At 43.9% G+C, this 25,191-nt stretch carries 27 protein-coding genes; 17 read left to right on the top strand and 10 right to left on the bottom strand.

Annotation, left to right across the window (positions count from 1 at the left end):
* Window positions 1-7 precede the first annotated feature (7 nt).
* From VIN08_RS21710 to VIN08_RS21700, 3 genes are all read right to left on the bottom strand, one after another.
* Complete coding sequence (locus tag VIN08_RS21710) at window positions 8-1,030, bottom strand: metal-dependent hydrolase (RefSeq protein WP_331969699.1); 1,023 nt, start codon at window positions 1,028-1,030, stop codon at window positions 8-10.
* Window positions 1,031-1,159: 129 nt separating this feature from the next.
* Window positions 1,160-1,900: a LytTR family DNA-binding domain-containing protein gene (locus tag VIN08_RS21705; protein WP_331969696.1), complete on the bottom strand. Its 741-nt coding sequence runs from the start codon at window positions 1,898-1,900 to the stop codon at window positions 1,160-1,162.
* Window positions 1,884-2,984, bottom strand: coding sequence for a sensor histidine kinase (locus VIN08_RS21700; RefSeq protein WP_331969694.1), 1,101 nt, complete (start codon window positions 2,982-2,984; stop codon window positions 1,884-1,886). Before VIN08_RS21700 ends, VIN08_RS21705 begins: the two co-directional genes overlap by 17 nt.
* A gap of 284 nt (window positions 2,985-3,268) precedes the next feature.
* Here VIN08_RS21700 and VIN08_RS21695 point away from each other — a divergent pair, with 284 nt between their 5' ends.
* Genes VIN08_RS21695 through VIN08_RS21685 form a run of 3 tightly spaced genes read left to right on the top strand, consistent with a single transcriptional unit; the run spans window position 3,269 to window position 6,737 of the window.
* Window positions 3,269-4,153, top strand: coding sequence for a histidine kinase (locus tag VIN08_RS21695; protein ID WP_331969691.1), 885 nt, complete (start codon window positions 3,269-3,271; stop codon window positions 4,151-4,153).
* A gap of 50 nt (window positions 4,154-4,203) precedes the next feature.
* The gene (locus tag VIN08_RS21690) at window positions 4,204-5,250 is read left to right on the top strand and encodes a hypothetical protein (RefSeq protein WP_331969688.1); all 1,047 of its coding nucleotides are present in this window, start codon (window positions 4,204-4,206) and stop codon (window positions 5,248-5,250) included.
* A gap of 11 nt (window positions 5,251-5,261) precedes the next feature.
* Complete coding sequence (locus VIN08_RS21685; RefSeq protein ID WP_331969685.1) at window positions 5,262-6,737, top strand: ATP-binding protein; 1,476 nt, start codon at window positions 5,262-5,264, stop codon at window positions 6,735-6,737.
* 305 nt (window positions 6,738-7,042) lie between these two features.
* On the opposite strand, the gene VIN08_RS21680 is transcribed toward VIN08_RS21685, so the two are convergent.
* Together VIN08_RS21680 and VIN08_RS21675 are read right to left on the bottom strand one after the other, a co-directional pair.
* On the bottom strand, window positions 7,043-7,492 hold the full coding sequence (locus VIN08_RS21680) for a GNAT family N-acetyltransferase (RefSeq protein WP_331969682.1): 450 nt from the start codon (window positions 7,490-7,492) through the stop codon (window positions 7,043-7,045).
* Window positions 7,493-7,779: 287 nt separating this feature from the next.
* Window positions 7,780-8,409: a hypothetical protein gene (locus tag VIN08_RS21675; RefSeq protein ID WP_331969679.1), complete on the bottom strand. Its 630-nt coding sequence runs from the start codon at window positions 8,407-8,409 to the stop codon at window positions 7,780-7,782.
* A 53-nt stretch (window positions 8,410-8,462) separates the two neighbouring features.
* On the opposite strand from VIN08_RS21675, the gene VIN08_RS21670 reads away from it, so the two are divergent.
* From VIN08_RS21670 to VIN08_RS21660, 3 genes are all read left to right on the top strand, one after another.
* Window positions 8,463-9,902, top strand: a complete 1,440-nt coding sequence (locus VIN08_RS21670) for a PLP-dependent aminotransferase family protein (protein ID WP_331969676.1) — start codon at window positions 8,463-8,465, stop codon at window positions 9,900-9,902.
* A gap of 103 nt (window positions 9,903-10,005) precedes the next feature.
* Window positions 10,006-11,289, top strand: coding sequence for a HAMP domain-containing sensor histidine kinase (locus VIN08_RS21665; RefSeq protein WP_331969673.1), 1,284 nt, complete (start codon window positions 10,006-10,008; stop codon window positions 11,287-11,289).
* A 9-nt stretch (window positions 11,290-11,298) separates the two neighbouring features.
* Window positions 11,299-11,802 carry a hypothetical protein gene (locus VIN08_RS21660; protein WP_331969670.1) on the top strand — a complete coding sequence of 168 codons (504 nt, stop codon included), beginning with the start codon at window positions 11,299-11,301 and terminating at the stop codon, window positions 11,800-11,802.
* A gap of 3 nt (window positions 11,803-11,805) precedes the next feature.
* Here VIN08_RS21660 and VIN08_RS21655 read toward each other — a convergent pair whose 3' ends face one another.
* Both VIN08_RS21655 and VIN08_RS21650 read right to left on the bottom strand, forming a co-directional pair.
* Window positions 11,806-12,093, bottom strand: coding sequence for a hypothetical protein (locus tag VIN08_RS21655; protein ID WP_331969667.1), 288 nt, complete (start codon window positions 12,091-12,093; stop codon window positions 11,806-11,808).
* Between the two features lie 58 nt (window positions 12,094-12,151).
* The gene (locus VIN08_RS21650) at window positions 12,152-13,345 is read right to left on the bottom strand and encodes a winged helix-turn-helix domain-containing protein (RefSeq protein WP_331969664.1); all 1,194 of its coding nucleotides are present in this window, start codon (window positions 13,343-13,345) and stop codon (window positions 12,152-12,154) included.
* Window positions 13,346-13,508: 163 nt separating this feature from the next.
* On the opposite strand from VIN08_RS21650, the gene VIN08_RS21645 reads away from it, so the two are divergent.
* From VIN08_RS21645 to VIN08_RS21625, 5 genes are all read left to right on the top strand, one after another.
* A complete protein-coding gene (locus VIN08_RS21645; protein ID WP_331969661.1) occupies window positions 13,509-13,901 on the top strand; it encodes a hypothetical protein in 393 nt (130 codons plus the stop codon).
* Between the two features lie 300 nt (window positions 13,902-14,201).
* Complete coding sequence (locus VIN08_RS21640; protein ID WP_331969658.1) at window positions 14,202-15,227, top strand: SDR family NAD(P)-dependent oxidoreductase; 1,026 nt, start codon at window positions 14,202-14,204, stop codon at window positions 15,225-15,227.
* 57 nt (window positions 15,228-15,284) lie between these two features.
* Window positions 15,285-16,109 (top strand): helix-turn-helix domain-containing protein, encoded by an 825-nt coding sequence (locus VIN08_RS21635; RefSeq protein ID WP_331969655.1) that lies wholly within the window; start codon window positions 15,285-15,287, stop codon window positions 16,107-16,109.
* 134 nt (window positions 16,110-16,243) lie between these two features.
* The gene (locus tag VIN08_RS21630) at window positions 16,244-16,780 is read left to right on the top strand and encodes a DUF2975 domain-containing protein (protein WP_331969652.1); all 537 of its coding nucleotides are present in this window, start codon (window positions 16,244-16,246) and stop codon (window positions 16,778-16,780) included.
* Between the two features lie 4 nt (window positions 16,781-16,784).
* Complete coding sequence (locus tag VIN08_RS21625; protein ID WP_331969649.1) at window positions 16,785-16,991, top strand: helix-turn-helix transcriptional regulator; 207 nt, start codon at window positions 16,785-16,787, stop codon at window positions 16,989-16,991.
* Window positions 16,992-17,041: 50 nt separating this feature from the next.
* On the opposite strand, the gene VIN08_RS21620 is transcribed toward VIN08_RS21625, so the two are convergent.
* Together VIN08_RS21620 and VIN08_RS21615 are read right to left on the bottom strand one after the other, a co-directional pair.
* Window positions 17,042-17,239, bottom strand: coding sequence for a hypothetical protein (locus VIN08_RS21620; protein WP_331969646.1), 198 nt, complete (start codon window positions 17,237-17,239; stop codon window positions 17,042-17,044).
* A gap of 172 nt (window positions 17,240-17,411) precedes the next feature.
* Entirely contained in the window at window positions 17,412-17,933 is a 522-nt protein-coding gene (locus VIN08_RS21615; protein WP_331969644.1) for a DinB family protein, read from the bottom strand.
* A 238-nt stretch (window positions 17,934-18,171) separates the two neighbouring features.
* Here VIN08_RS21615 and VIN08_RS21610 point away from each other — a divergent pair, with 238 nt between their 5' ends.
* The 3 genes from VIN08_RS21610 (at window position 18,172) to VIN08_RS21600 (ending at window position 23,103) form a co-directional block, all read left to right on the top strand.
* Window positions 18,172-19,575 (top strand): family 16 glycoside hydrolase, encoded by a 1,404-nt coding sequence (locus VIN08_RS21610; RefSeq protein ID WP_331969641.1) that lies wholly within the window; start codon window positions 18,172-18,174, stop codon window positions 19,573-19,575.
* Window positions 19,576-19,826: 251 nt separating this feature from the next.
* The gene (locus VIN08_RS21605) at window positions 19,827-22,538 is read left to right on the top strand and encodes an HAD-IC family P-type ATPase (RefSeq protein ID WP_331969638.1); all 2,712 of its coding nucleotides are present in this window, start codon (window positions 19,827-19,829) and stop codon (window positions 22,536-22,538) included.
* 127 nt (window positions 22,539-22,665) lie between these two features.
* The gene (locus tag VIN08_RS21600; RefSeq protein ID WP_331969635.1) at window positions 22,666-23,103 is read left to right on the top strand and encodes an Hsp20/alpha crystallin family protein; all 438 of its coding nucleotides are present in this window, start codon (window positions 22,666-22,668) and stop codon (window positions 23,101-23,103) included.
* Between the two features lie 130 nt (window positions 23,104-23,233).
* On the opposite strand, the gene VIN08_RS21595 is transcribed toward VIN08_RS21600, so the two are convergent.
* On the bottom strand, window positions 23,234-23,488 hold the full coding sequence (locus tag VIN08_RS21595; protein ID WP_331969632.1) for a YtxH domain-containing protein: 255 nt from the start codon (window positions 23,486-23,488) through the stop codon (window positions 23,234-23,236).
* A gap of 171 nt (window positions 23,489-23,659) precedes the next feature.
* On the opposite strand from VIN08_RS21595, the gene VIN08_RS21590 reads away from it, so the two are divergent.
* From VIN08_RS21590 to VIN08_RS21580, 3 genes are all read left to right on the top strand, one after another.
* The gene (locus VIN08_RS21590) at window positions 23,660-24,136 is read left to right on the top strand and encodes a hypothetical protein (RefSeq protein ID WP_331969629.1); all 477 of its coding nucleotides are present in this window, start codon (window positions 23,660-23,662) and stop codon (window positions 24,134-24,136) included.
* A gap of 85 nt (window positions 24,137-24,221) precedes the next feature.
* Window positions 24,222-24,731 (top strand): ferritin-like domain-containing protein, encoded by a 510-nt coding sequence (locus tag VIN08_RS21585; RefSeq protein WP_331969626.1) that lies wholly within the window; start codon window positions 24,222-24,224, stop codon window positions 24,729-24,731.
* 7 nt (window positions 24,732-24,738) lie between these two features.
* Window positions 24,739-25,191: pyridoxamine 5'-phosphate oxidase family protein (locus VIN08_RS21580; protein WP_331969623.1), on the top strand; the 453-nt coding region annotated here is incomplete at its 3' end.

The raw sequence follows: 25,191 nt of genomic DNA, 5'->3' as shown, positions 1-25,191 counted from the left end.
GCATTCACTATTCCGAAACCTGACGATTCTGTTTGCCACGAATACGGTTGAACAAGGTTTTTACTTCTGCGCGGTTCCACCCGCTGAACCTTCCACGCTGCAGCACCAGCAAGTTGCTCTCCGGATGTAGCAGATCATACTGAAATATAAAAGACGCTTTCGGGTCGGCCCATCCAAACACCTGGCCAAACCGCAGGTCGCTAAACAGCAGCGCATCACGGGCTTTATATACTATATAGTAATCCTGCGAAAACTGCTTTAGCCGCAGTACATCATCACGATCCGCTATGGCACTGAGCAATTCCTCCTGGCGGTATACTGCTATATAGATTCCCGGGCCTTTATCCCAAACCGATTTATAGCCGATCAGATACCCGCCTTCTCTTTCCACTACCGTATACCACAATAAACTGTTCAGGGGAGTTGGCGTTGTAAAATACCTTGCGGGTTCAATAGCAAGTTGCTGCAGGTCTGTAGCAACAGCCTGGGTAATATATAGTTTTATCAGCACCACTATCGCGATATACATGGTGCATGACAACGCTGCAAACCATCGCCAATGTATACGTAACACATGTTCCTGCTTAAGGAAAAATAAAACGATCATGGCTATAAATGGCCACGCAGTGAACAACGGATCGGCAACGAACAGCAGGTTAAGAGAATAACGATTATGCAGAACGGGTTCCCATAGTCCCACACCATATACATTGAGTATATCTATTGCCAGGTGTAACAGGCATTGAACAGTAAAGAACAACATCCATGCACTCAAACCAATTTCTTTCTTCCAGCGCACCGCTGTACTCGCCAGCACAAAACCCGAGAGCAGTGCAAAACAGATCGAATGTGTAAATCCACGATGCGCCAGCAAATATTCCGCAGGCGACATCCAGAGGGATGCTACAAAATCCATATCGGGTAATGATTGCGCCACAGCTCCGATCAGCATCGCTTTTTTGCCGAGGCGTTTACCAAGCCATGCATCCCCGATAACAGCACCTATGGCTATATGTGTCAGAGAGTCCATGAAAATATAGTCATGGTGTAAGGCTAAAAAGAGTGTGCCGGATAAGCATGCTGCCTATTGTACAGGAAGCTATCGATCCGAGTATAGTGTTATGCCAGGGTAAAGGCCGATTGGCAGGCAGAAATATACTCAATCATTTTGCAGCTCTTTCATCACAGCATTCTTATAGAGTTTTCCAATCGGAATCTGGTGTTTCTCGATCTCAATAGTTTCACTGCTGAAGGAGCGTACTTTTGTTTTAGCCACAATAAACGAACGATGGGTGCGAATAAAAGAACTCTCGGGTAACATTGTTTCCATAGCCGTCATGGAATTTTTGGTAATGATCGTTCCGCCTGCGGTAAACACTTTTACATAATTACCCATGCCTTCCACGTAGAGTATATCTTTCAACAGAACCTTTAATGTTTTACGATCCGTGCGAAGATACAGGTACGGTTCCTTCTCCGGTTCGGGTGTCGCAGTATCAATCGGTAAATTAAGACTGTTGGGATGATCGCCACTCAGACGAAAAACTTTGGTAATAGATTTCAGGAATCGCTCAAACTTAATAGGCTTCAACAGGTAATCTACTATATCCAGTTCGTATCCCTCCAATGCATATTCCTGGAAAGCGGTGGTAACAATAATGAACGGAGGATTCTTCAGTATACGGATCAGATCGGTTCCGCGAATCTCCGGCATTTGTATATCGAGAAATACTATATCTGCATCGTGTTGCTGCAGGCATTCCATCGCTTCTATGGCATTGCTGCATTCGCCAACCAGTTGAAGCGAAGATATGCGTTCAACATAACGTGCCAGCACTTCACGTGCAAGCGGTTCATCATCCACAATAATACATTTCCATACTTTAGCGGCTGACTTCATACGCTCTTGCTATTCGGTTCAGTTCCAGTTTTAACGACACTACAAATACACCAGGTTCAGAAAATACTTTCAGTTCGTGCTTGCCGGGGTATAGCAACGCCAGTCTTTTGCGAACGTTGATCAGTCCTATACCTTCTGAGCCATAGTGATCATGACCGTTGTTACCCGGTTCAGACTCCTTGCAGCCATTCATGATCTTTACCTGGAGTATATCTTCTTTGAGTTCTGCACGAATATTTACCCATGGCTGATCGATCATTTTACTCACACCGTGTTTGAAGCAGTTCTCGATCAGCGGTAACAGCAATAAGGGAGTAATGAGGTAGTTCCCCGTGTCGGCCGGAAGATCGATTTGAATATCCAGGTCTTTCGCATAGCGCACCGTTTCCAGTGCCAGGTAATCGTGCACCATTTTAAACTCCTGCATCAATAGTATTTCCTGCTTGTTGCATTCATACAGAATATAGCGAAGCAGGGCTGATAGCCGAAGTAACATCTCCGATGCAACAGGCGAGGTCTTTTCCGTAACCGAATATATATTGTTCAGAGTATTGAACAGAAAGTGCGGATGTATCTGCGCACGGAGCGAAAGTAATTCAGCCTTCAGCTTTTCTTTTTCCAGCACACTATTCAGATACTTTTTCTCATACCAGTATTTCATATACTTGATGCAGGCTGCGAAGCCGGCAACACCCAGCATACGGTGTAAACCGAGCGAATGTTTATCGCTGAATAGTACCAGCGGATGCGGGCCAGAAGTAAAGAACCGATACGAAAACTCATTGGAAACACCAGCCAGCACACAGAACAGTATTACAAAACCTGCACCGGCAATATAGCGCGACTGCAAAAGACACCGGGGTATAACAATATATAAAATACCATAAGTAAGCAGTAACTGTCCGGGTAAATATACTATGGACAGGAAGAACGATTCGTGCGCAATGGCATAGGAAGCTCCTTCTAAAAATGCCGGCACAATAAAGTCCACCAGCCATTGGTAAGCAATCATAACCCCCCAAAAGGCAGCGTGACGGGCCAGCCTAAACTTCAACTCATTCGAAAACACGAAGGAAATATCCATGTATTATAAAACTAAGAAAAAAAAATTAGCTCCGTGGGGATATATAGGGCAGTTTGTATACAAAAGATACTTTTTTGTATGTAAACGTCCTTCGCCCATTATAAACGCCTCTCAGTATCATAAAACAATTTTCTTCCTGCACTGTCGGTAACCTTGTCAACTATACCAGCAACACTCAATCTTATTGTTAAGCTTTACGTTGTGATTTTCACAGCGGCAGAGAAGATCGGTGAAGTTGGTAGCCTGTTCTAACCAGATACTCACAAAAGGAATCATTGAAAAATATGAACTTCTTTACGGTAAATAATGATGGCCTGCTTACCTACACGAACATCAATGATGCTCGCCTCAGCGAACATATCCAACCGGGAAGAAATCTGTGGGTCGAATATGCCGATGACTCCGCAGTTCCTTTCGTTCAGGCATGCCTGCAGGCACTGCATGATCGTACTTACATTATGCTGGAGACGAACTATATTCCGGAAGAAATCAGGTGGCGCATGCATATATACCCCACCGAAGGAGGACTGGCCATTTACTGCATCAATATTTCACGTGAGTCGCAGACGCAAGCCGATGAACAGCCCGTCAGCATCCCGCCATTAACCGGATTGCGATGGATCTCCAACCTGCAGTTTGTGGTGTATACATTAAATTCCATTCAGCACTATATCATCCGGAAAGATGTAGAAAGTGCTGTGCATTACCTCGCATCCTTCTCACGGCTTATACGCGGAGTGCTTACCGATACAGAGAGTGGCAAAATACGCCTGGCCGATGAGCTCGAAATGATACGGCTATATCTGCAACTCGAGCAGATACACACAGATGATGCTTTTACCTGGCATATATACTTTTCTTCGCAGTTGAACTCTTATCGCTGGATACCAGCCTGGATCATACTCCCGCTACTGGCCCATAAAACGATGGCCTCCCATGGCCGACCGAACAACGGGAAGGCTATGCTAAACATAACGATTATCGAAAACCAGGACTATATCAGTATAAAGATTGACGATAGCCGATCTGCACCGGAACCAGAAATATACCAGGCCATTCCGGCAGCACTTATGGATCGGATGCAGGCCGAAGGTGTATCGCTGCAGCAGGAAGCTGGTAGCATCCTTACGTTATATATACCTTCGCAGCCTGAGACGAAAGAAATTTGACAAACCATGGATGCTTTCGCCTGGAGAGCACCCGTATAAACAACATACGGATGAATAACACAAAGCGGTTGGTCACAGAAACGGAGATACGCAGTCTCATCGCACGGATATCTCCGGATGTATTGATGGTAAACGGTTCTTTCGGGATCATCTCCGTTGGTCGCGACATAAGCCGCATCCTCGGAATAGAAGAAGTAAATATCAATAATTGTTCATTGACAGATGTTGTTGGTGCTGCTGCTGTCTGTAAACTGCATGAAGTATTGCCCAACGGATACCTGAAGGATGAACTCATCTCTATGAGTAACAGGAGCGGGGAGGCTGTTCATTTTTTAGTATCCGGTTTTCATACACGACTGATCGACTCGATGGGCGACTTCATGGTATTTCGTTTCAGGCATACCGAGACATCGGTTGCTTTATTGCCACTATCTGGTATCAGCGTTGCACTGGATGATTTCGTGTATGCTACTTCGCATAGTTTGCGCGGGCCATTGGCTACACTAAAAGGTTTGATGAATCTGTTCGGTATATCTGCTGAAAAAGACCATGCATTCATCATGGAGAAGATGCGCTACTATGCCGATCGATTAGACGACCGCCTGCACAAACTTATATACTTTGCAGAGTCCGACAGAATAAATGAGTATACCGATGAGCCTTTAACAGCTGAAGCGATCGCTGCCAGGCTTGTTGCTCCGCATGCAGAACCTGCTATACACAACGTTCGCTTTACACTGGAACTGGAACGGCCTGGCGAAAATTTACCCTGCGGCCAGCAGATACTCACCTTGTTAAAGAGTGTACAGGGATTCTTTTACCGGAACACAACACAGCCTGATGACATGCTGCTATATATCCGCTCGATAAATACCGGTTACGAATTTGAACTGGTGCTGAATGGATTGACACTAACTGCCGAGCAGCAAAAGAAGATAGACCGGGTAAATATCAGTTATCCTGAAATACTGAGCGACCCCGATTATATAGATGTATACGCAGCAAAGAAAATCATTCGCAGGCTGAAAGGACAACTGCAGATGCAAGCACACCCTACACACATAACAGTTCTCATCTTTGTACCTACGCTCTCCTAAATTACACCCCCATGAATACGAGTCCGAAATTACTGCGCCTGAAACTTCCGGATCTTACAGATTCTGCGTATATTAATGGTACAACCATGAGAGTCAACGTCAACGCTATATATGCGTTACTGATTGCATCGGTTCTACTGATCGTAGTCAATGCGATTATAACGTATGATAACATCCGTGAGAAAGAATACGCCACGGATAGGATCATTCATTCCTATCGCATCATCCAGTCGTCTACGCAATTGCTCACCTTGTTTATGGACATGGAATCGGGGCAACGCGGATATATACTTACAGGTGATAAACACTTTTTAAATACCTATAAGATGGCAGACGAAATGCTCCGGCAGGAGATCGATCTGTTATCCGTTCTTCTGAAGGGGCAGATTGAAGAAACAAAACAGGATCATAAAATTATATTTATCAGTCAGGCCAAGCGCAAAGATATGGCCCGCACACTGGATGTACTTAACCAGTTTGGAACCGATAGTGCTACGCTGCACATGGATATGGGAGCGATGCAGCAACGCATGGATTCGCTGCGCGCGCAGGTGAGACGCATTGTACGAGATGAGGAAGTTCATCTTGAAGAGCAGACTATATTACTGGCCAGTAACCGTAAGCTCGATCCGCTGCGCTTCTCGGCTTTTGGTTTGATCGGTATAACATGCCTGCTTGCTTTCGGTACGATTATCCGAAAGGAAAAAGCGAGTGCACGATTACTGAAAAAATTACGCGATACCAACCGGCAGCTTGAAAACAAAGTGCAGGAGCGTACACGGCAGCTGGTAGCGGCAAGCCAGGCGAAAGATCACTTTCTCGGTATAGCTACGCATGATCTCAAGGCTCCGATCAACGGTGTATTAGGATTTATCGAATTGATGAAGCGCGAGGAGAGAATGCGCAACCCGCAAGACATTGAATACCTCGCACACATGGAGCGGTCGTGCAGAAAAATGCAGGCACTCATTACCGATCTGCTCGATATAAATCGCATTGACCAGGGACTCGCGCGCATTAACAAGGAGCCGGTAGAACTTGAAGCGTTTCTGGACAAACTGGAAGCAGAATATAGTATGCAAGCCGAGAAGAAAGGAATTATCCTTGAAGTAAACAAAGTGCAGAGTACCCTATATACTGATCCGGATGCACTGTCGCGGGTGTTGGAGAACTTGCTGTCGAACGCCATCAAATTCTCACCCGGTCAGCGAACAGTATACCTGGTAACAACACATGCGAGCGATATAGTGGAGTTCGAAGTAAAAGACCAGGGACCTGGTATAGCACCGGAAGAATTACCACGGCTCTTTGGTAAATTCCAACGACTCGCCAACCGGCCTACGAGCAAAGAAAATTCAACCGGGTTGGGTCTCTCCATAGTAAAAGAACTAACAGCACTGCTCGGAGGAAGTATTTCAGTTACCAGCGAGGTGGGTATAGGTACAGTGTTTACCGTGAAGATTCCAGCTACAGAAACACAAGAGTAACATGAATTTGCAATCTTACTTTCATAAAGTATACTTCATTCGGTTGACCGTTTTTTTAACGGGTATATAACGTGTAACCATTAACGAATAGCGAAATTGAATATCGAACAAGGAACACCGATTAGCGAATGTTAAAGTTGGTGGTGGCACTGATAACAAATATCGAAAGGGTTTTAGGGTTTGTAATAGGGCAAAAGTCGCGGGCAAGGGTGTTGATCGTATTGGGAAAGTGATCTGCCTTTCGTCAGCGGCTTTTCGTTTTTAACAGGCCGGCCAATATATACTTTACACAATTATCGTTATGCTTATGCTACACACCAGGAGTAGTAATTATGATCCATATCAAGAGCAAAGCCCGTCTTCCGGTATAGATTGTTTCCGATGGCATTGGATTGTTCTGTTTCCAGCAATAGTGCAGCAGCACCGGTTCTTCGCGCAAGATCTTTTGCATGATCTATCAAACCAACAGACACCTGCTGTCCTCTAAAATCCGGATGCACATATAGATCATTCAGTAACCACACACGCTTCATCCGCGTAGACGACAGCAACGGGTATAACTGTACAAATCCCATTGCTGCACCATCGGCCGACCGCGCTATATAGATCACGGAATCCTGGTGCATCATCCGATCCGAAAGAAAGGTCCGTGCTCCTGAAAGGTCACTCGCATGTCGGTAGAACTTCCTATACTCATCAAACAACTCAGCCAATGCTTCCAGGTCGTGAAGCGCAGCTTGCGAAATAGTTATCATACTTTATCATTAAATATATTGTGAAGTAAAAATCGGGTATACCCAACTTCTGCATTCGTTAATCGATGTTCGTTATTAGTTAATAGTTATTCGTTACAAGTTAATCGTAAGTAGAAATCTTTCGGACTTTATACTTCATCATTCGTTAATCAATATTCCCTTACACAGAATGAAATGCAAAATATCTCCCCGCACCCCGATAACTATCGGGAACAGAATTGATACAAAGTAAAAGGCCATTAATTTTCTGTGTCGATCTGTGAAATCTGTGGGAACCAAATTTGTATTTAATTCGATACCCGATGCGATACATTCGTCATATTCATCTCCCATGTCTTACCATTGTCTTCCGAGAAAGCCTGTGCCCACACCGGGTTATTCGGATCAGTCTTATCCCATTGAAACATTACCAGTATAGCTTTGCCCTGAAAAGTATCTTTACAATAAAATGTTCCTACACTTCCTTCGAACGATCCCACCACGGGAGGATCCACTATACCTAAATTGCTATCCACCCAATAGAGACTCCATAGTTTAGTTTTTGGATTGAACACACGAAGCGTAAGTCCTTCATAAGGAGTATGATCAACCGTGTTATAAGAAGTTTTATAGATATCTATATTCGCTATACCATTCAGCATCGGTCCATAGTTATCACTGGTAGAAGTATAGGTTACCCATTCCGTACTGTGATTCAGCCGTCCTTTTAATCTCCGGTTATCCATCGTCCATTTACCGGCCAGAAAATCGAAGTCGTGCGATGACGATGTTTTGGAAGCTGTGATCACCAGTTCACCCGGTGCTGTAACTGTAGCATTTATCATTTTAAAATCGTTGGGTATCTGTGCTCTTAGCGGAGCAGCACACAAAACCAGTATATATATACCGGCTATGATCAGTAAGAAACGCTTTTTCATGTCAATAGGGGTTTGTGTTTCACTTGAAATTGTTAACCAAAACTACTGTATCTTTGCACCCGTCTGTGGATGCAGATTTTAACAATTTGATGGGTGCAGATATGATCCCTACTATTCACCATACTGATAAGCTTTTGTACGAACAGATTTACGACTTCTATAAGGAAGCCATTCTGCAAAAGCGACTGAAGCACGACACGCGATTGCCTTCGTATCGTGTGCTGGCCAAAGAGCTGGGCATCGGCAACAACACCGTATTAAAAGCGTATGAACAACTGCTGCTGGAAGGGTATATAACAAATATACCGCGCAAGGGACTCTATGTTACCAGGATCGATCACAAAGACTGGCAACTGCAACCTGTAAAGAGGGGAGCAGCACACAGCGCAAACACTTCCGGTAAAAAAGCAAAGTCGCGTTTCAATACCGCCACGCACCTGGTAGATGAACATCATTTTCCCATTCGTCAATGGCGCAAGTGCAGCAACTGGGCACTCGATCGCATCAGCTTTCAATATGAAGAGTACGAAGCTGATGATCCACTGAAAGAACAACTCGTTCATTACCTGTATCAATACCGCGGAGTGCAAGCCACAACGGACAGGCTGCTGGTTGGTTCAGGCGCCAACGCGATCTTTTTCTGGCTGGCATTTATACTACGAAATACGTGTAGCAAAGTAGTGATGGAAGATCCCTGCTATCCGCGGCCGCGTATACTCTTTGAAGAATTTGGTTATAACGTAAAGCCTGTACGCGTAAAGGAAGATGGTATAGATCTCACACAGCTGTTAACAGAAAAGGCGGACTTGCTATACCTCACGCCATCTCATCAATATCCTACAGGAGCCGCTATACCTGTAAGCAACCGGATACAGATTCTTAACTGGGCGAAGAAGAATCAGGCCTATATTATTGAAGACGATTTTGATTGTGAGTTTCGTTATAAAACCAGGCTCATGCCTTCGCTGCAGGGACTCGATCGTGATAACCGCGTAATATATATCGGTACATTTTCCAATGCACTGATGCCTTCACTGCGCGTAGCGTATGTAGTGCTACCAGAAAATTTTTCTGTGCCCTATACGGCTTACCGGTATCTTACGAACACAGTGCCATACCTTACGCGCCAAACACTGGCGTTGTTTATGGAGCATGGCTTCTGGGAACGCCATCTCAAAAAAATGCGACTGCTGTATAAAAAGAAATACGACACCTGTGTAAGTGCCTTGCGAAAACTGCCGAAGACGCGTATACATGCCAATCATACACCCTCGGGCCTTAACATACTGCTGCGCATAGACACCCGGTTAAGCGAGCGCGAGGTGATACAACGGGCGCAGCTTACCGGTATTACTGTAACACCCGTTACAAACTTTTACAGCAACCAGCAAAACCGGCCACGCCACCCGGAAGTACTATTGGAGTTTGGCAGTCTGCCACTGGAAGAGATCAGTGGCGTGATGCATAAACTCTATCATGCATGGTTTGGATAATCGTGATGCGTCCTCATCTTTTCTGCCATGCAGAATGTTCAGCAACAACCAGGTTTTTTAGTATATTACCTTATGCTATGCCGGAAGGCTATGCAAACACCGTATGATAAAGAAAATAGAATCTCTTCTGGTAGGTGATCGGGGCGAAAAGTCATTGTCAGATTACCGGAGGGCTGTGCTTACGGGCTATAGCATCCTGATTACTATAGCCACTTCAGCATACTATATTATTCTCAACTGGTTCTATCGCTATAATCCGTCAGCCTATCTATACTATATACTCATTGCTGTTCTTCTCGTTGCTATGGTGCTGAACAAGGCCGGGCGACATTGGTTTGCCAAGTGCATTGTGCTATCGATACTCGACCTGGTAGTGTTTGCGTTTTCGTCACGAGAGCCACCGGTGCCATCTTCCTTTATTTTCTTTATTATGAGCAGCCTTATGGCGCTGATCCTGTTTGATGCACGCGAGAAGAAAAGTACAGCCGTATTCCTTTTGCTTTCTACCAGCCTGTATTTTATAGCACGCTATTCCACATTCAGCCTGGTGCAGGCAACTCCTATAGATGAACAATACATGGTGCGTGCCTATAACAACAATCTGTTTATTGTATATGCCTTTTCTATACTGGCCGTATACTTCCTGGTAAGGATCAACTATACCGTAGAAGCTTCGCTGCAAAATCGCGAAAAGCAAATACTTGAAAAGAATAAAATACTGACCAAGACGAATGAAGAACTCGACCGGTTTATTTATAGCACTTCGCACGATCTGCGGGCTCCGCTAAATTCCATTGAAGGACTAATTAATCTCAGCGAGCATACGACAGACCCGGAAGATTTGCGCACCTATCACCAGATGATGCGCGACCGCATACGCAAGTTAGAAAATGTATTGACCAACATCAGTCAGTATTCCAAAAATGCAAAACTGGAAGTAGAGAAGAAACACATTAACCTGCGCGAATATGTGAATCTTGCCTTATATGATATACGCTATATGGAAGCTGCCAACCGCGTAAGGGTAGAAGTAGATATACCTGATAACCTGACAATAGATACTGACCCGATGCGCCTCTCTATTATACTCAACAACCTGATATCGAATGCCTGCAAATATAGCGATCAAGGTAAAACGGATCCGTATGTTGCGATTCGCGCGATCGTTACACCACCTAAAACAACGATCACGATTTCCGATAATGGCGAAGGTATAGATGAAGTCCAGCAACCCCGTATATTCTCCATGTTCTATCGCGGCACAACGCGTTCCACCGGATCAGGTCTCGGTCTTTACCTGGTAAAGGAAGCCGTAGAAAAATTAGGAGGCACGATCACACTATCATCTGTACCTGGACAAGGTGCTACGTTTACCGTGGTGTTATAAAATAATAGTATGAAAGAACTCTGGTTTCGTTTTATCAATGCTATAGCAAAAAACAAGTATGGCAAGTCAACACCTGGTGTCAATCCGGAATTCAATAACTGGGTTCGAAAAGGTATAGAAGTCCTGGGCGATGTCAATAACCATAAAGAGAACAATCGACTTGTTGATGATTTCGTGGCGATGGGAATACCAGAAGAAGACGCTGCTGATATTGTAATCTTTCTCCCGGTATCATTCTGTCGCAAACTTCTGTCAGAAGTGAAATGGCTACCAGAATATATAGATATGCTTCAGGACGGTACACAGATCAGAAAATCATATTCTCAAAATCTCCGATACCGAATGATCGAACGAGAAACCAAAATGTATTTTAACAACAACGCTGAAAAAGAAGTTATTTTGAATATAGCCGGACGAAGTGCCGAGTTCAGATTGATTAACAAGTTATTGTTGGAAAATGCCGAAGCAAACTTAAAAGATATAAGACTTACTGAAACCGTTTTTATAAGATAACAACTATAAATCATCCACATCAAAATCATCCAGCGATTGCATCATCGTTTCGCGATATTGTTTCTGGAGTCGCTCGTATAAACCGTCTTCGCGGGTATAACTGGGAACCGTAACAAGTTCTTTACTGGAATTTTTATTCGAGATAGGAGGCGTTATGCAACTTACACTCATGCCGGCCCGTTGCATCGCGGTGATGCTGTTGTAAAATAAATTACCATTGGGAGATCGCCCGCAAACTTCAAATGTTCTTTTCGTGTCGTCTTTTATGATCTGCCAAACTCCGGTATACATAAATCTACATTACATTTCAGAGAGACAAAAGTAATCAATTCCGGTTGAATCCTGTTCATCACGATAAAGCCTCGCGAATACTTTTCATCAGTGCCTTGTCATTACACTTTTCAAGAACGATTGTTTCGCAGTTATTGAATTTGGCAAAGCGTTCTATCGCATCACACATTTTATCAATCATCACCTTGGTAAATTTCACTTTCTCAACATGAAGATTGTGAATGATCAACGTACGTTGTTTGCGTTCGGCTTTCGAATCCATCCGTGCCACAAATGTATCTCCGATCAATATCGGCAACGAGAAATAGCCATACTTCCGTTTTGCCTTCGGCACAAAGCATTCTACCTGGTAATCGAAGTTAAAGAAATCTCTTAACCGAAAACGGAATACATTGAGTATATCAAAAGGCGAGAGTATAAAAGCATCGTCCGATAGCGTGATCTTTTTCTTTTTATATAGCGGCAGCATATAAAGTGGGGAAGTCTTCAGCCCTTCAACAGTTACTGTGCAAACTTCGCCTGCATCCACCAGCGTTTGCATCACCGTCTTGATCGAATGCTCTACATAGCGTGCACTAAAGGCAATCTCTTTCAGTGAAGCTATACCGAGTGTTTGCAGAGAGCGTTTAATAACATGCCGGGCAAACTCTTCATCAGTCGGCATGGTTATATCAAGATCACTGGGGAGTATATTTTCGGTCAGGTCATATACCTTTTGAAAATTCTTTTTCCGTGTTGTGATCAGACTACCATCGAGGTATAGTCGTTCAAGCGCTACTTTCGATGGACGCCAGTCCCACCAGCCAGAACTTTTCGTTACGCGGTCATTCTCAAAATCGCGCGCCATCAGCGGACCTTCGCGTCCTATACGGTCAAGTACTCTTCGCATCAGGTTGATCTCTGTCTGCGTCAGTGCAGGTCTTCGTGCTACAAAGCTGGCCTTTACCGGCAGCGAGTAACGAAAGTCATTGATCGGTATATATCCTGCAGCAAACGTCCAGAACTCAAAGATGCGACCATCCGCCTCCAGCTCTTCCAGCCATTCCGGTTTATAGTCGGGTATGCGTGCAGCCAGGGCGTGGTGATGTGCACGTTCTACAATATAGTTTGTATCGATCTGTACAAAACCAAGATGATCAATGACTTTAAAGACCGCTTCCTTGCCTTTACCAAACTGTCCGCGTTTAGACAGACCAACTGCGTGAAGAATAATTTTCCGGGCCTGCGAGGGTGTGAGGGTAACACTATTCATGGTGGTGAAATAACTAAAATTTCTGTACTGGCGCGAAAGAATATAGGATGGGGTCGAAAATTTTCAAGAGCGATAACGTAATCGAATAAAAGGTACATCGCTGTGCAGATACGCGAGCGAAACAATATCTTGCCTGCCGGATTCACAAGCTACCAATAACGCTATGAACGTCAGCCGTCTATACATTTTCTGCTCTATTGCCATTGCATCCCTGATCATGGGGTTTGATAATAAGCCTGAATCGCTGGAAGGAACCTGGATACGCAAAGGCGATAATCTGAAGATTGAAATAGATAACGAACATGCTTCGATTGTGCAGGAAGGAAATAAAAAATTTCCCTGCGATATAGCCGACCTCTATATCTATAAGGATATTCAGAAAGTAAAGGACAATCTTTGGAAATGTAACTTCCTGGTTGTTACCATGGGTTCATGCAACACCAACTACGAAGCAGGCGAGATGTTCATCGATCGCGAAGGTTCACTGGTTATTATCTGTCCCGGCTTTGCCAGTAAAGTATATACAAAGGCCAAACCACGATACGGCACTTTATAAGGCGAAGTATATATATTTCAGATAGAAACCGCCAGCAACACACGTGTTTGTTGGCAGGTACTGACAAATATACTAAGCAGTAAGCCAGCAATGTAAGTGGTATTACTTTATGTACCGGCAATACATCCAACGTATAGAGTGGTCATTGCAGCAAATAACACGAAGCGCCCAGCTCTCATAAAAACGTTTTTGCCCTCTCCAGGCAAATGACATTCCCAACAAAGCAAATGTGAAATTCTGAACAAAGCCGATCTTTTGGTGCTCCGCTACTTTTGTATCACAAACAAAACAAAAACAATTATGAAAGTAACAAGCATCAGCAATTACAACGGAGCGTTGCAAAAGCCAATTCAATCAGGGTTCACGGCTACCTCTACAGCCGAAGAAGTTATTAAAGGTATAGATCTCCATGGAAAGGTTGCTATTGTAACCGGTGGATATACTGGTATAGGTCTGGAAACTGTAAGGATACTGGCAGAAGCAGGAGCCGAGGTATGGGTACCTGCGCGAAGCATGGCCAAGGCTGCGAGCAACGTAAATATACCAAACGTAAAGCTGGCTGAGATGGACCTGATGCAACCTGGTTCGATCGATGCGTTTGCCACGAAGTTTTTAGCAACCGGCAAGCCTCTTCATTTGCTCATCAACAACGCAGGTATTATGTGGGTGCCTTTGCGCAAGGATAGCCGCGGGTTCGAATCGCAGTTGGCTACCAATCACCTGGGGCACTTTCAGCTTACTGCGCGCTTGTGGCCGGCCTTAAAAAAGGCGGGTAGGGCAAGGGTTGTAACGGTATCATCATTCGGCCACCAGATGGCACCCTTCAATTTTGAAGATCCTAATTTTGAACACCGCGATTACCAGACACTACTGGGCTATGGACAATCTAAAACAGCTAACAATCTTTTTGCCGTGGAACTCGATCGCAGAGGGCAGGAGTTTGGTGTGAGAGCCTACGCGGTACATCCGGGTTCGGTATATGGTACAGACCTGGGGCGTGAAGCACCGATCGAATTATTCAAACAGATGGGTACGCACGATGCCAACGGAGATATATACCCGGAAGTGCTGCGTAAACTGAAAACTATACCGCAGGGAGCTTCCACAACGGTTTGGTGTGCTACCAGCCCGATGCTGGACGAAATAGGCGGTGTATATTGCGAGAACGCAGATATAGCCGAGCTCGACCTGGATAACATAGAACATCGCTATGACGAGCCGCTTACCCTCTATGGCGTGAAGCCTTACTCGGTAAATGCCGATAACGCCCAGCGTTTATGGGAGCTGAGCGAAAATATGACAAACATTAAATTTCCGGTAAATTAGTAGCCGGCTTTCCACAGAAGTGAGAGAAGTATATATCTAAAAGAATGTTGAACCAGCATGGAGTTCCAGACAAAATATATAACCCCCGATATCAAGTTGTCATGTTATTCCGACAAGTTGTTTAAAACAGAAGTAGTGTTCGAGAACCACATGCTGATCTGGTTCATGTCAGGCGAAACAAAAATTATACAAGCCGGGGCGACCTATACATTCAAGGCGGGTGATATATTTCTGATTCCGCGTAACCAGTTGGCCACCGTTATCAATTATCCGAAGGATGGTTTGCCGCACAAAACGGTAGCGATGCATTTGTCGGTAAGCCGGTTGAGAGATTTTTATGCAAGTCTCCGCGTAAAGCCCCGGCAGGGTGTAACCAGTACGATTCGTTATTTTAAGAGTCATCCGCTGCTGCAGAGCTGTCTGTCGTCCCTCATTCCGTATTTCGATTTGCAAGATGATTTCCCTGAGAATATAGCGTCACTCAAAATTACAGAAGCGCTCAGCATTCTCAGGGAGATTGATACAGACATTGATGATATACTGGCAAACTTTGAAGAGCCTGGTAAAGTTGACCTGGAAAAATTTATGGAAAGTAACTTTATGTTCAACATGCCGCTGGAGAAATTCGGCTATCTTACTGGCAGAAGTCTCTCTACCTTTAACCGCGACTTCCGGAAGATATATAATACTACACCGCAAAAGTGGCTCACACAAAAACGTCTTGAGCTTGCACACTATCAGATCACACAACACAGCAAGCGTCCCGCTGAAATATACCTTGAAGTAGGCTTCGAAGACCTCTCACATTTTTCATTCGCCTTTAAAAATCACTTTGGCTACCTGCCTACAACGCTTGTTAAACGCCCGCAAGCAACAGGCTAAAATCTTTTTAATCCTCTAATTTTTCAATCTGCTAATCTTCCAATTCAATCAGTTTTCAAGGGTTATTGAATTTCATACTTTATTTATTGTTTTTCGATAAATTATTATCTAATTTTGATAAACAATAAATCACTATGAAAACAGCGAACAAAACAAGAACTGAACAGATTCTTCAGATAATGCTGGTGCTGGCCTGGATAGCATTCATTGGTTTGATGATCGAAGCCGGAGCCGTTATTTTCTCGTATGGACTCAGTTGTATAAATCCGGATGCAGCGAAGAACTTGTATAAAAGATTGGATCTATATAGTCTTCGGCAATTAAGTTTTCACAACTATACACTGGCTGTTTCCTTTATGATAGCCTTGTCATGCATGAAAGCCTATATTTCATACCTGGTGATTAAAGTACTAACGAAAGTAAACCTGGATAATCCCTTCACGACCGATGTTGCCAGGAAGCTTGAAACGATCAGCTATATATTGCTGGAAACCTGGATCGTTTCTGTATTGTATAATGCGTACAGCCACTGGTTGCTGAAAAGAACAGGTGAACTGGCAGGAGGGAATGTGCAGGGAGAATTTTTGTTTGCTGCAGGCCTCGTATTTATTATAGCACAGATATTCAAGCGAGGCGTAGAGATACAGGCTGAAAACGAACTAACTATATAGTGCCATGCCGATCATTGTAAACCTTGATGTGATGATGGCAAAGCGCAAGATGTCGTTGAACGAACTTTCCGAAAAAGTGGATCTTACACTGGCCAACCTTTCTATACTAAAGACCGGTAAAGCCAAGGCCATCCGGTTCAGCACACTGGAAGCTATCTGCAAAGCACTAGATTGCCAGCCGGCTGATTTGCTGGAGTATAAAAAGAAATAACGATGAAAGAATGGAGAGCAGAGTTATAGAGTGCAATAACAGCAGGAAGCCTATTTAAAAATATTATAATCGGCAACCATCTTCTTATACTCCGGAAGTATCTTTTCATAAAGCGCTTCGTCAGCACGCTTTAAGGTATTCATTAAAGCACCAACACCAGAGTCCTTCAAGCTCACACGTTGTGCTTTGATCTCTTCCATTTTGTTCCGGATGGTTGCTTCGAGTTTTATCAGTTCGCGTTCAGTCATTTGAATCAATCATTAGCGATTCAAAAATAACCTATATATAGTTCATCTCAATATCGCTGGCCGCAAGCACTGTTAATAAAAGGAAATATACTACCGGCGGAAGGAAATCAGGCTATACTATACTGTCGTACTTCGGAGGGTAACTCAGAAGTACGACAGAAAGCTTTTTATATTATTTACTGTCACTCCACGGAGGCGTAATTTTATTCATGCGCGCATAAGCAATCAGTTGCCCGAGATGTTCATTCGAGTGGCCAAGTGCTATAAGAATGGTAGACATACCGGTGAAGTCTCCGGGAAATGGAAATTCTATTTTACTTGTCAGCGATGCGTCAGGTGCATTTTTAATGGCACCAATAATCAGATCGTACGATCTTTTGAGTTCAGCAGTAATGGCATCTTTTGTTTTCAGATCAGTTTCCAGTGTTTGCATATTTACACCTTCCGGAATCTTGGCGCCAAGCTTGGAAGCAAAAAAATAATTGGCTGATACAATGTGCGCGCAAACCTGTGCTACAGAACGCACACCATCCTGAGGCTTCCAGGTATACTTGTCTGCAGGAATAGCCTGCGCCAGTTGCATTACATGACCAGATACAAAACTGAGTGATCCTGCTGTTTCTTTTTGAAATTGTCCCTGGCAAAATGCCTGAATGGAACATAACAGCAATGCGATAATCAACAATTTTTTCATACTACAATTGGGTTGGTGGATTTATAACTACAATGGTTAAAGGTAAAAAAATAGAGACTGATCGCTAGTCAAACTAATGATTTTAATAAAATGAGAGATACGAGTGTAAACGTATTAATTGAAAAGTCTACGGGAACAGGGCTTATACATTTTTGCACTGACCTTGAACAAACTTGAACAGGTTTGAACGAAGCAAGATGATCGTAACGCTACAACTTTGTATAAATCTGCAATGGTTATGAAAAAAATACTGCTACTTCTTTGCCTTCCACTGGCAATCACGTTACCAAGCTTTGCTCAGAAAAAGCAAGCAAAACCTTCTGCCGGCAAAGTACTTGTCGCTGAAGACCGGTGGACTTTCCAGGAAGGCAAAGTACAATTCCTTGATTATAAGGGCAGACGTGTTATGCAATTGCAACAACAATCAGGGCCGGTGATACTGAAAGATGTAGTCTTTAAAGATGGCATTATTGAATACGACATAGAACCTGTATCAACCGAGTTTGCCAATTCAGTATACTTTCATCGAAAGAATGAAAAGGAACAGGAGATCCTTTATCTGCGTGTGCAAAAGATCGGGAACAAGTTCGCCAACGAAGGTATACAGTATTGTCCTTACTTCGATGGCGTAAACATGTGGGATATGTATCCGCAGTACCAGGCACCGGCACCGGCCAGGGCTGGAGAATGGAATCATATCAAGCTGGTAATCTCCGGTAAGCAGATGCATGTTTTTGTTAACACCAAACTGATATTGCAAATACCCAAACTCGAAGGCAGAGAATCGGAGGGAAGTATAGCGTTTGAAGGTGCTGCTTATATTAGTAACATAGAGATAAAGCCGGGTGAAACGGAAGGTATATCTCCCGCAGAAGGTGCAGACCTTACCAAACATGAAGCCAACTATATCCGGAGCTGGGCCGTTACGCAACCTTCATTTCTGGCCGTGGGCACAGAACCAACAGCCGTTATGGATTTGCCGAAAAATGAATTGTTCTCCGGAAAAGCAGAAGCAGAAACAGCGGGCTTGGTAAATCTCACGCGCCAGTTTGGCGACAGCGAAAAGCGCAGACTTGTTTGGTTGCGAGCGAAGATCATCACCAAAGAACCGGTGAAGACGAATTTGCAATTGGGCTTTAGTGATGAGATATGGGTATATCTTAATAACCAGCTTACCTATGTGGATAAAAATCTGTTCACACAAAATATGAGAAAGTACCCTGACGGAAGACTATCAGTACAAAACGGCAGGGTAGCCCTAAATCTGAAACAAGGTATAAATGACTTAATGATTGGTGTTGCCAATGACTTTTATGGCTGGGGCATTATTGCCAGACTCGAAACTATAGACGGTATAACAGAAATAGAGCCCTATAATCCGCCTGCTAAAATAGCCATTGAAAATATAGCACAGTATCCCGGAGTATATCTTGCCACGAGCACTTCCGTGAAAGTCACCATCCTACAAAAAAATGACGAACTGGTTGCACAGATATCCAACCGGGAGCCGGTACCATTAGCGTACACAGGAAACAATCTCTTCCGGATAGAAAGCTACGGAGTGGATGTGATCTTCAAGCCCACAGAGAAAAAACTCATCTTTAAACAAAACAACATCGAGACGGAGTTTGTGCGGGAGTAAATCATAGGAAAAACTAAAGAAGTAAAGATCGGTAGATTAGGTCGGGTAACCGGTATATTTACATTAGATTCAGCGCGCATCATTCCGATGGTTTTGAAAACCCAAACCGAAAATTACCTTTCGCTATAAACATTACCAGGTGTTCGTCTTTATACTATATGACATTTCTCATGTTGCGCGCTGCAATCTGCTGATTATGGTCATGTATTATATAGATTCCGGTATATAGATTTGATTTTCTATGATGCCTGATGGAACACTCCGATTACGCATGTCTCAGTATTGAAGAAACCTTCGTTTCCCTCCGGACCAATGCCTGGGGTTTGACGGAAGAAGAAGCTGCGGCCAGAAGAATACAATATGGGCTGAACGAACTTCCTGCTCCTGTTTCCAGGTCTATCGGTATACTTTTTATCAAGCAGTTTAAAAGTCTGCTTATCCTGGTATTGTTCCTGGCAGGTATACTGTCGTGGTTTACAGGACATCGAACAGATGCCTATGTTATAGCGGTTGTTGTAATGATTGATGCCCTGATCGGGTTTAGCCAGGAATGGAAAGCGGAACGGGCTTTGGCATCGCTGCATAAATTGCTGGTGCCGCAGGCGAAAGTGCTCCGTAACGGACAACGTGTTACTCTGAAAGCATCGCAGCTTGTTCCCGGAGATATAGTTTCGCTGGAAGAAGGCGATTATATACCGGCAGACGGACGATTGATTGAAGTAAAAAATCTTCGCACCATTGAGTCATCGCTAACAGGCGAATCGCTGCCCGTAAATAAATCAGTGGATGCGCAGCCGGTTGCTGTATCACTGGGCGATAAAAAAAATATGGTATGGGGAAGTACCTTTGTTGCCAGTGGCTATGGTATATTTATAGTAACCGGCACTGGATCTGCCACAGCCATTGGCAAAATAGCGCAGACACTCGCAGCCATTCCCGTTCGACCTTCCCATTTTCAGCAGAAGATAAATACACTGGCCACGCAAATGGGAGTTGCCTCTCTCTTTGCTGCGATCGTTTTATTTGTTGTAGGCTATTTCACTACTGATATGGCGCTGAACGAATTGTTCCTGGTGTCAGTAGCCGCCATGGTCTCTATTATACCGGAGGGCTTACAGAGTATAATTGTGATTGTGCTGGCGATAGGATCGATGCGCATGACGAGGCGCAATGCTATAGTTCGTGAATTTACCTCTACCGAAACATTGGGCGCTGTTACAACTATTATCACAGACAAAACCGGAACGCTCACAGAAAATGCACTCACTGTAAAAAAGCTATTTGTATGGGATAAACCGGATATACTCGTAAGCGGAGAAGGGTGGATGCCGCTGGGTACATTTACCAGCCAGGATGTTACATGGGAACCGGCCGGCCAGCGGGCAATGCAACAGGCATTGCTGATTGCAGGAGTGTGTAACAACGCCTCCATTCACCACGATGTAAAACAGAATATATATAGTCTGGTGGGCGACCCTACAGAAGGTGCATTACTGGTATTATCGCGAAAGGCTGGTATATCTATACCGGCTGATAATATCGTGAAGATAGATGATCTTCCGTTCGATCCGGGTATCAAGATGAGAGCAACGCTGGTTCGCCACGAAAATGCACGCCAGCTATTCGTGATCGGTGCACCTGAGATGGTGCTGAAAAAATGTACACATGTTTTCACCGACAAAGGTATAATACCACTGGATGAAAATATGCGGGCTTCGCTATACCACAAGATCAACACATGGTCGCAGGAATCGTTGCGGGTTATCGGCATTGCCTATCGTGATTATCAGGCCGATACTATAGATAGCAAAACATTAGAACAACTGGTTTTCGTTTCGGTAGCAGGTATGATCGATCCACCGCGAAAGGGAGTGAAAGCTGCCATTCAGCAATGTCATCGCGCAGGCATTCGGGTTATTATGGCAACGGGTGATCATATCAGCACCGCTACATCTATTGCACGCGCCACCGGTATACTGGATGAGCGGGAAAGTGAAGAAGTAATAGCTCTTTCGGAAGAGCAGTTAAAAGCGCTGGATGATGAAGAATTCGATGAAGCTGTAAAAAAGGTAAATGTATTCGCCCGGCTGAATCCAGAAACGAAAATGCGTATAGCCAGCAGGTTACAAGCACTCGGAGAACTCATTGCTATGACAGGCGATGGGGTGAACGATGCCCCGGCATTAAAGAAAGCCGATGTTGGTATTGCCATGGGTATAATGGGAACAGACGTTGCCCGGCAATCGGCCAAGGTTGTGCTGGCGGATGATAATTTTTCCACCATCGTGCATGCGATCGAAGAAGGAAGGATCGTGTTTATGAATGCACGACAAGCCAGCTTTTATCTGATCACCACCAACCTGGCAGAAATATGCACGTTGATCTTTACGATAGCATTTGGTTTGCCAATGCCGCTTACTACTATTCAGATACTCTGGCTAAACCTTGTAACCGATGGTGTTGGCGATATGGCACTGGCAGCAGAACGAGGCCATGGCGAAGCATTGAACTCCAAGCCATTGAACAAAGACGAAAAGATACTTCACAAAAGTATTCTGCCATTCCTTTTTATCAACGTAACTCTGATGACTCTCATTGCTATACTTGCCTATCACTATTGGCTGCCATCCGGTATAGCACATGCACGCAGCGGTGTATTTATCGTTATGTCGTTCACACAGTTGTTTAATTTGTATAACATGCGATCTATGACCCGCTCTGTTTTTGATATCGGTATATTCTCCAATCTATATATCACGTTAACCATGATCTCGTCAGTCATTATTACAGTGGGCATTATAGAGATCCCGTTCCTCAAGAAAATGTTTGGCTTTGGTACTGTGCCGCCTCTGGAGTTTGCCGTGCTGACTGCATTGTCATCGCTGGTGCTGTGGTTCGGAGAAATATACAAATACTGGCATAGGCGCGCAGCGACTCACAAAGCCATTCCATATAATATATAGTATATCCCGTACAAACACGGCTTCGTTCCTGATGACGAAAGTCTCGATCCATTCCGATGACTGTCATGGTGCCAGCATCTATTGGAACCTATTTTAGTGTCATCAAATAAAAAAAAGGAGGTTCATTATGTCACTCATTAAACGTACTGACTGGCCGTTACTAGGTAATGGTGCCTGGCTATCTGATTTTTTCGATACTGACCGGTTCTTTGATTCTGACCTTTTGAAAAAGCAATCTCTTCCGGCAGTAAATGTAAAAGAAGGAGAAAAGACATTCGACATCGAAGTTGCTGCTCCGGGATTGAACAAGAAAGATTTCAAAATCTCCTCAGAAAATGGCGTGCTTACTATTTCTTCCGAAAAACAGGAAGAGAGAGAGGAAAAAGAAAAAGATTATACCCGCAAAGAATTCAGCTATAGTTCGTTCAGTCGTTCGTTTTCATTGCCGGAGAATGCCAATGAAGATGATATCAAAGCAAACTACGAAGATGGCATTCTCAGGCTGAGTATAGCCAAGAAAATAATAAACCCGGTAAAAACAAGAAGAGCCATTGAAGTGAAGTAGGAGTCTGTGATTGGTTTTAATAATACCCCGGATTTGTTGCCGGGGTATTTTTTTTATAAGGATATACGTTGATGGTTATATCCCGCCTCATGAACGAGTATACAGGATTTATATAGCGCGATATATATAGTCAGTCCACATACTCATTTTTATTAACAGCAGCATCGCCTGGTGTTTTCGTTTTCTTCAGTCTGCCGGTCAGGCGATCTACCAGTTCATCAAACTTCTCATCTATTTTATCATTCAACGCATCGGCCAGATCTTCGCCCTTCCGCTGAATGATCTTTCTTGTGCGCGATCCTTTTTCCGGAGCAAGCAAAACTCCCATTACGGCACCAGCGGCTATTCCGGCCAGTACACCCAAAATAACTTTTCCCTTATTCATATAGAAGCTGTTTTTTAGAAGGCAAGATCGGTATATATATACCTGCCCATCATGATGAGCGTCATTATAAACACAGAGTTTTATCCGGCCTGCTTACGAATATGATAAAGATCAGTTTCTGCAATGATGCATGTTAGGCCTGGTATACTGACTGGACACGATATTAGTATCATGATAATCGAAGCAAAGAAAGCTACAATGAAGAAGCAGATGCTTCAAAGTTGTATTCGTAAACAGCAATCACTTATAGACGATTTTAAAGATCGTATTCAAGCCTTGCTGCAAACAGAAGGATTAGGTAATGAAGAAGAGTACGACAATACCGAAATGTCGGCCATGCAGCAACGTATCGATGAAATAAGTGGTTTGCACGAAGCATTGATCTTTGCCAATAATGAAATGCTGTTGCTGCAGATGATGGAAGCTGCACCCGACCGAATATTTACGGAAGCAGAACCGGGCGCTGTGGTAGTAACCAGCCTGGGTACTTTCTTTATCGCGGTTAGCACAGAACAGTTCCAGGTGAAAAATGAATCATTCATTGGTCTTTCCGGCAAGAGCCCATTCTTCCTGGCCATGCAGGGAAAAAAGGCTGGCGACACGTTTTCGTATCATGGTGTAACGTACTCGATTCTGGATGTATTCTAGTCGGCAAATGTATATATAGCGATGTTTGAACAGTATATCTATAGTTTGATAACACGGCAGACGGAATAATTTAAATGATGCGTATATGAAAAAAAGTACCCTCACCATGCAAAATGCATTTACATTCCTTCTTCAGGGATTGTATTTTACTGAAACCAGGCTTGCAACGGAATTAGGTTCCTGTAGCAGGCAGAGCACGTCTGCGAGACTGAGTGACGAAGTGAAGAATTATGCCGAGAGTACCCGGTATAAATTGCTCAAGCTGGAAAGAATATTCAGCTACCTGTTGAACACATCCAACTCCCGAAAGAATGAAGTGATCGACAAGCTGCTAACAGAAACGCACGCTATATTAAATACTGCAGACCCCGGACATTTGAAAGATATACTAATGATTGGATGTATACAGAATATAAATGCCTATAAAATAACCAGCTATCGCACCGCCTGCCTGCTGGCAGTAGAACTTGAATTAGATACTGTGGCGGACCTGCTTCAGCAAATAATAGGATGGGAGACCGAGACGAGCCGTATACTGGCAGCACTTTCCTCCGAACAATTTTGTGGGTTAGCAGGAGAGTCAACTACTAAATGAAAAAGTCATGCTTGGTCAATTAACGGAAGCACAGATAGATCATGTTCTGCATTCGCAGTTTCTTGGCAGAATAGGATGTTATGCCAACAACAGGATATATATTGTTCCTGTCACGTATGTTTATTACGAAGGGTATATTTACGCACACTCAAAAGAAGGGCAGAAGATCAGGATGATGCGTGGTAATCCGAATATATGCTTTCAGGTTGATGCCATGGAAAGCATGACCAACTGGCGCAGTGTTATCGTGTGGGGAGACTACGAGGAGTTGAAATCAGAGGCAGAGCAACAAGCCGGAATGAAGATTATGATGGACCGGTTAGCACCCTTTGTAATAAGTGAAACTGTAAGACCTTCCCAGGGCTTATCGCGCCCGCCTGAAATTGTTGAAAAAGGTTTTAGAGCTGTTGCGTATCGCATTAAAGTACTGGAGAAGACCGGACGGTTTGAAAAGAACGAC

Origin of the sequence: Ohtaekwangia sp. (genome assembly GCF_036568665.1) — a bacterium.
Lineage (GTDB): Bacteria > Bacteroidota > Bacteroidia > Cytophagales > Cyclobacteriaceae > Ohtaekwangia.
This window is presented reverse-complemented; position numbering and strand designations above follow the sequence as displayed.

Bases quoted from the DNA above. Each gene is read 5' to 3' on its own strand.
- VIN08_RS21680 (WP_331969682.1), bottom strand. From the start codon at position 7,492: ATGATAACTATTTCGCAAGCTGCGCTTCACGACCTGGAAGCATTGGCT.
- VIN08_RS21585 (WP_331969626.1), top strand. From the start codon at position 24,222: ATGAAAAAAAGTACCCTCACCATGCAAAATGCATTTACATTCCTTCTT.
- VIN08_RS21650 (WP_331969664.1), bottom strand. From the start codon at position 13,345: ATGAATAGTGTTACCCTCACACCCTCGCAGGCCCGGAAAATTATTCTT.
- VIN08_RS21615 (WP_331969644.1), bottom strand. From the start codon at position 17,933: ATGAAAAAATTGTTGATTATCGCATTGCTGTTATGTTCCATTCAGGCA.
- VIN08_RS21695 (WP_331969691.1), top strand. From the start codon at position 3,269: ATGAACTTCTTTACGGTAAATAATGATGGCCTGCTTACCTACACGAAC.
- VIN08_RS21605 (WP_331969638.1), top strand. From the start codon at position 19,827: ATGGAACACTCCGATTACGCATGTCTCAGTATTGAAGAAACCTTCGTT.
- VIN08_RS21595 (WP_331969632.1), bottom strand. From the start codon at position 23,488: ATGAATAAGGGAAAAGTTATTTTGGGTGTACTGGCCGGAATAGCCGCT.
- VIN08_RS21620 (WP_331969646.1), bottom strand. From the start codon at position 17,239: ATGACTGAACGCGAACTGATAAAACTCGAAGCAACCATCCGGAACAAA.
- VIN08_RS21700 (WP_331969694.1), bottom strand. From the start codon at position 2,984: ATGGATATTTCCTTCGTGTTTTCGAATGAGTTGAAGTTTAGGCTGGCC.
- VIN08_RS21635 (WP_331969655.1), top strand. From the start codon at position 15,285: ATGGAGTTCCAGACAAAATATATAACCCCCGATATCAAGTTGTCATGT.
- VIN08_RS21655 (WP_331969667.1), bottom strand. From the start codon at position 12,093: ATGTATACCGGAGTTTGGCAGATCATAAAAGACGACACGAAAAGAACA.
- VIN08_RS21645 (WP_331969661.1), top strand. From the start codon at position 13,509: ATGAACGTCAGCCGTCTATACATTTTCTGCTCTATTGCCATTGCATCC.
- VIN08_RS21675 (WP_331969679.1), bottom strand. From the start codon at position 8,409: ATGAAAAAGCGTTTCTTACTGATCATAGCCGGTATATATATACTGGTT.
- VIN08_RS21685 (WP_331969685.1), top strand. From the start codon at position 5,262: ATGAATACGAGTCCGAAATTACTGCGCCTGAAACTTCCGGATCTTACA.
- VIN08_RS21640 (WP_331969658.1), top strand. From the start codon at position 14,202: ATGAAAGTAACAAGCATCAGCAATTACAACGGAGCGTTGCAAAAGCCA.
- VIN08_RS21660 (WP_331969670.1), top strand. From the start codon at position 11,299: ATGAAAGAACTCTGGTTTCGTTTTATCAATGCTATAGCAAAAAACAAG.
- VIN08_RS21710 (WP_331969699.1), bottom strand. From the start codon at position 1,030: ATGGACTCTCTGACACATATAGCCATAGGTGCTGTTATCGGGGATGCA.
- VIN08_RS21630 (WP_331969652.1), top strand. From the start codon at position 16,244: ATGAAAACAGCGAACAAAACAAGAACTGAACAGATTCTTCAGATAATG.
- VIN08_RS21610 (WP_331969641.1), top strand. From the start codon at position 18,172: ATGAAAAAAATACTGCTACTTCTTTGCCTTCCACTGGCAATCACGTTA.
- VIN08_RS21690 (WP_331969688.1), top strand. From the start codon at position 4,204: ATGAATAACACAAAGCGGTTGGTCACAGAAACGGAGATACGCAGTCTC.
- VIN08_RS21705 (WP_331969696.1), bottom strand. From the start codon at position 1,900: ATGAAGTCAGCCGCTAAAGTATGGAAATGTATTATTGTGGATGATGAA.
- VIN08_RS21625 (WP_331969649.1), top strand. From the start codon at position 16,785: ATGCCGATCATTGTAAACCTTGATGTGATGATGGCAAAGCGCAAGATG.
- VIN08_RS21600 (WP_331969635.1), top strand. From the start codon at position 22,666: ATGTCACTCATTAAACGTACTGACTGGCCGTTACTAGGTAATGGTGCC.
- VIN08_RS21665 (WP_331969673.1), top strand. From the start codon at position 10,006: ATGATAAAGAAAATAGAATCTCTTCTGGTAGGTGATCGGGGCGAAAAG.
- VIN08_RS21590 (WP_331969629.1), top strand. From the start codon at position 23,660: ATGATAATCGAAGCAAAGAAAGCTACAATGAAGAAGCAGATGCTTCAA.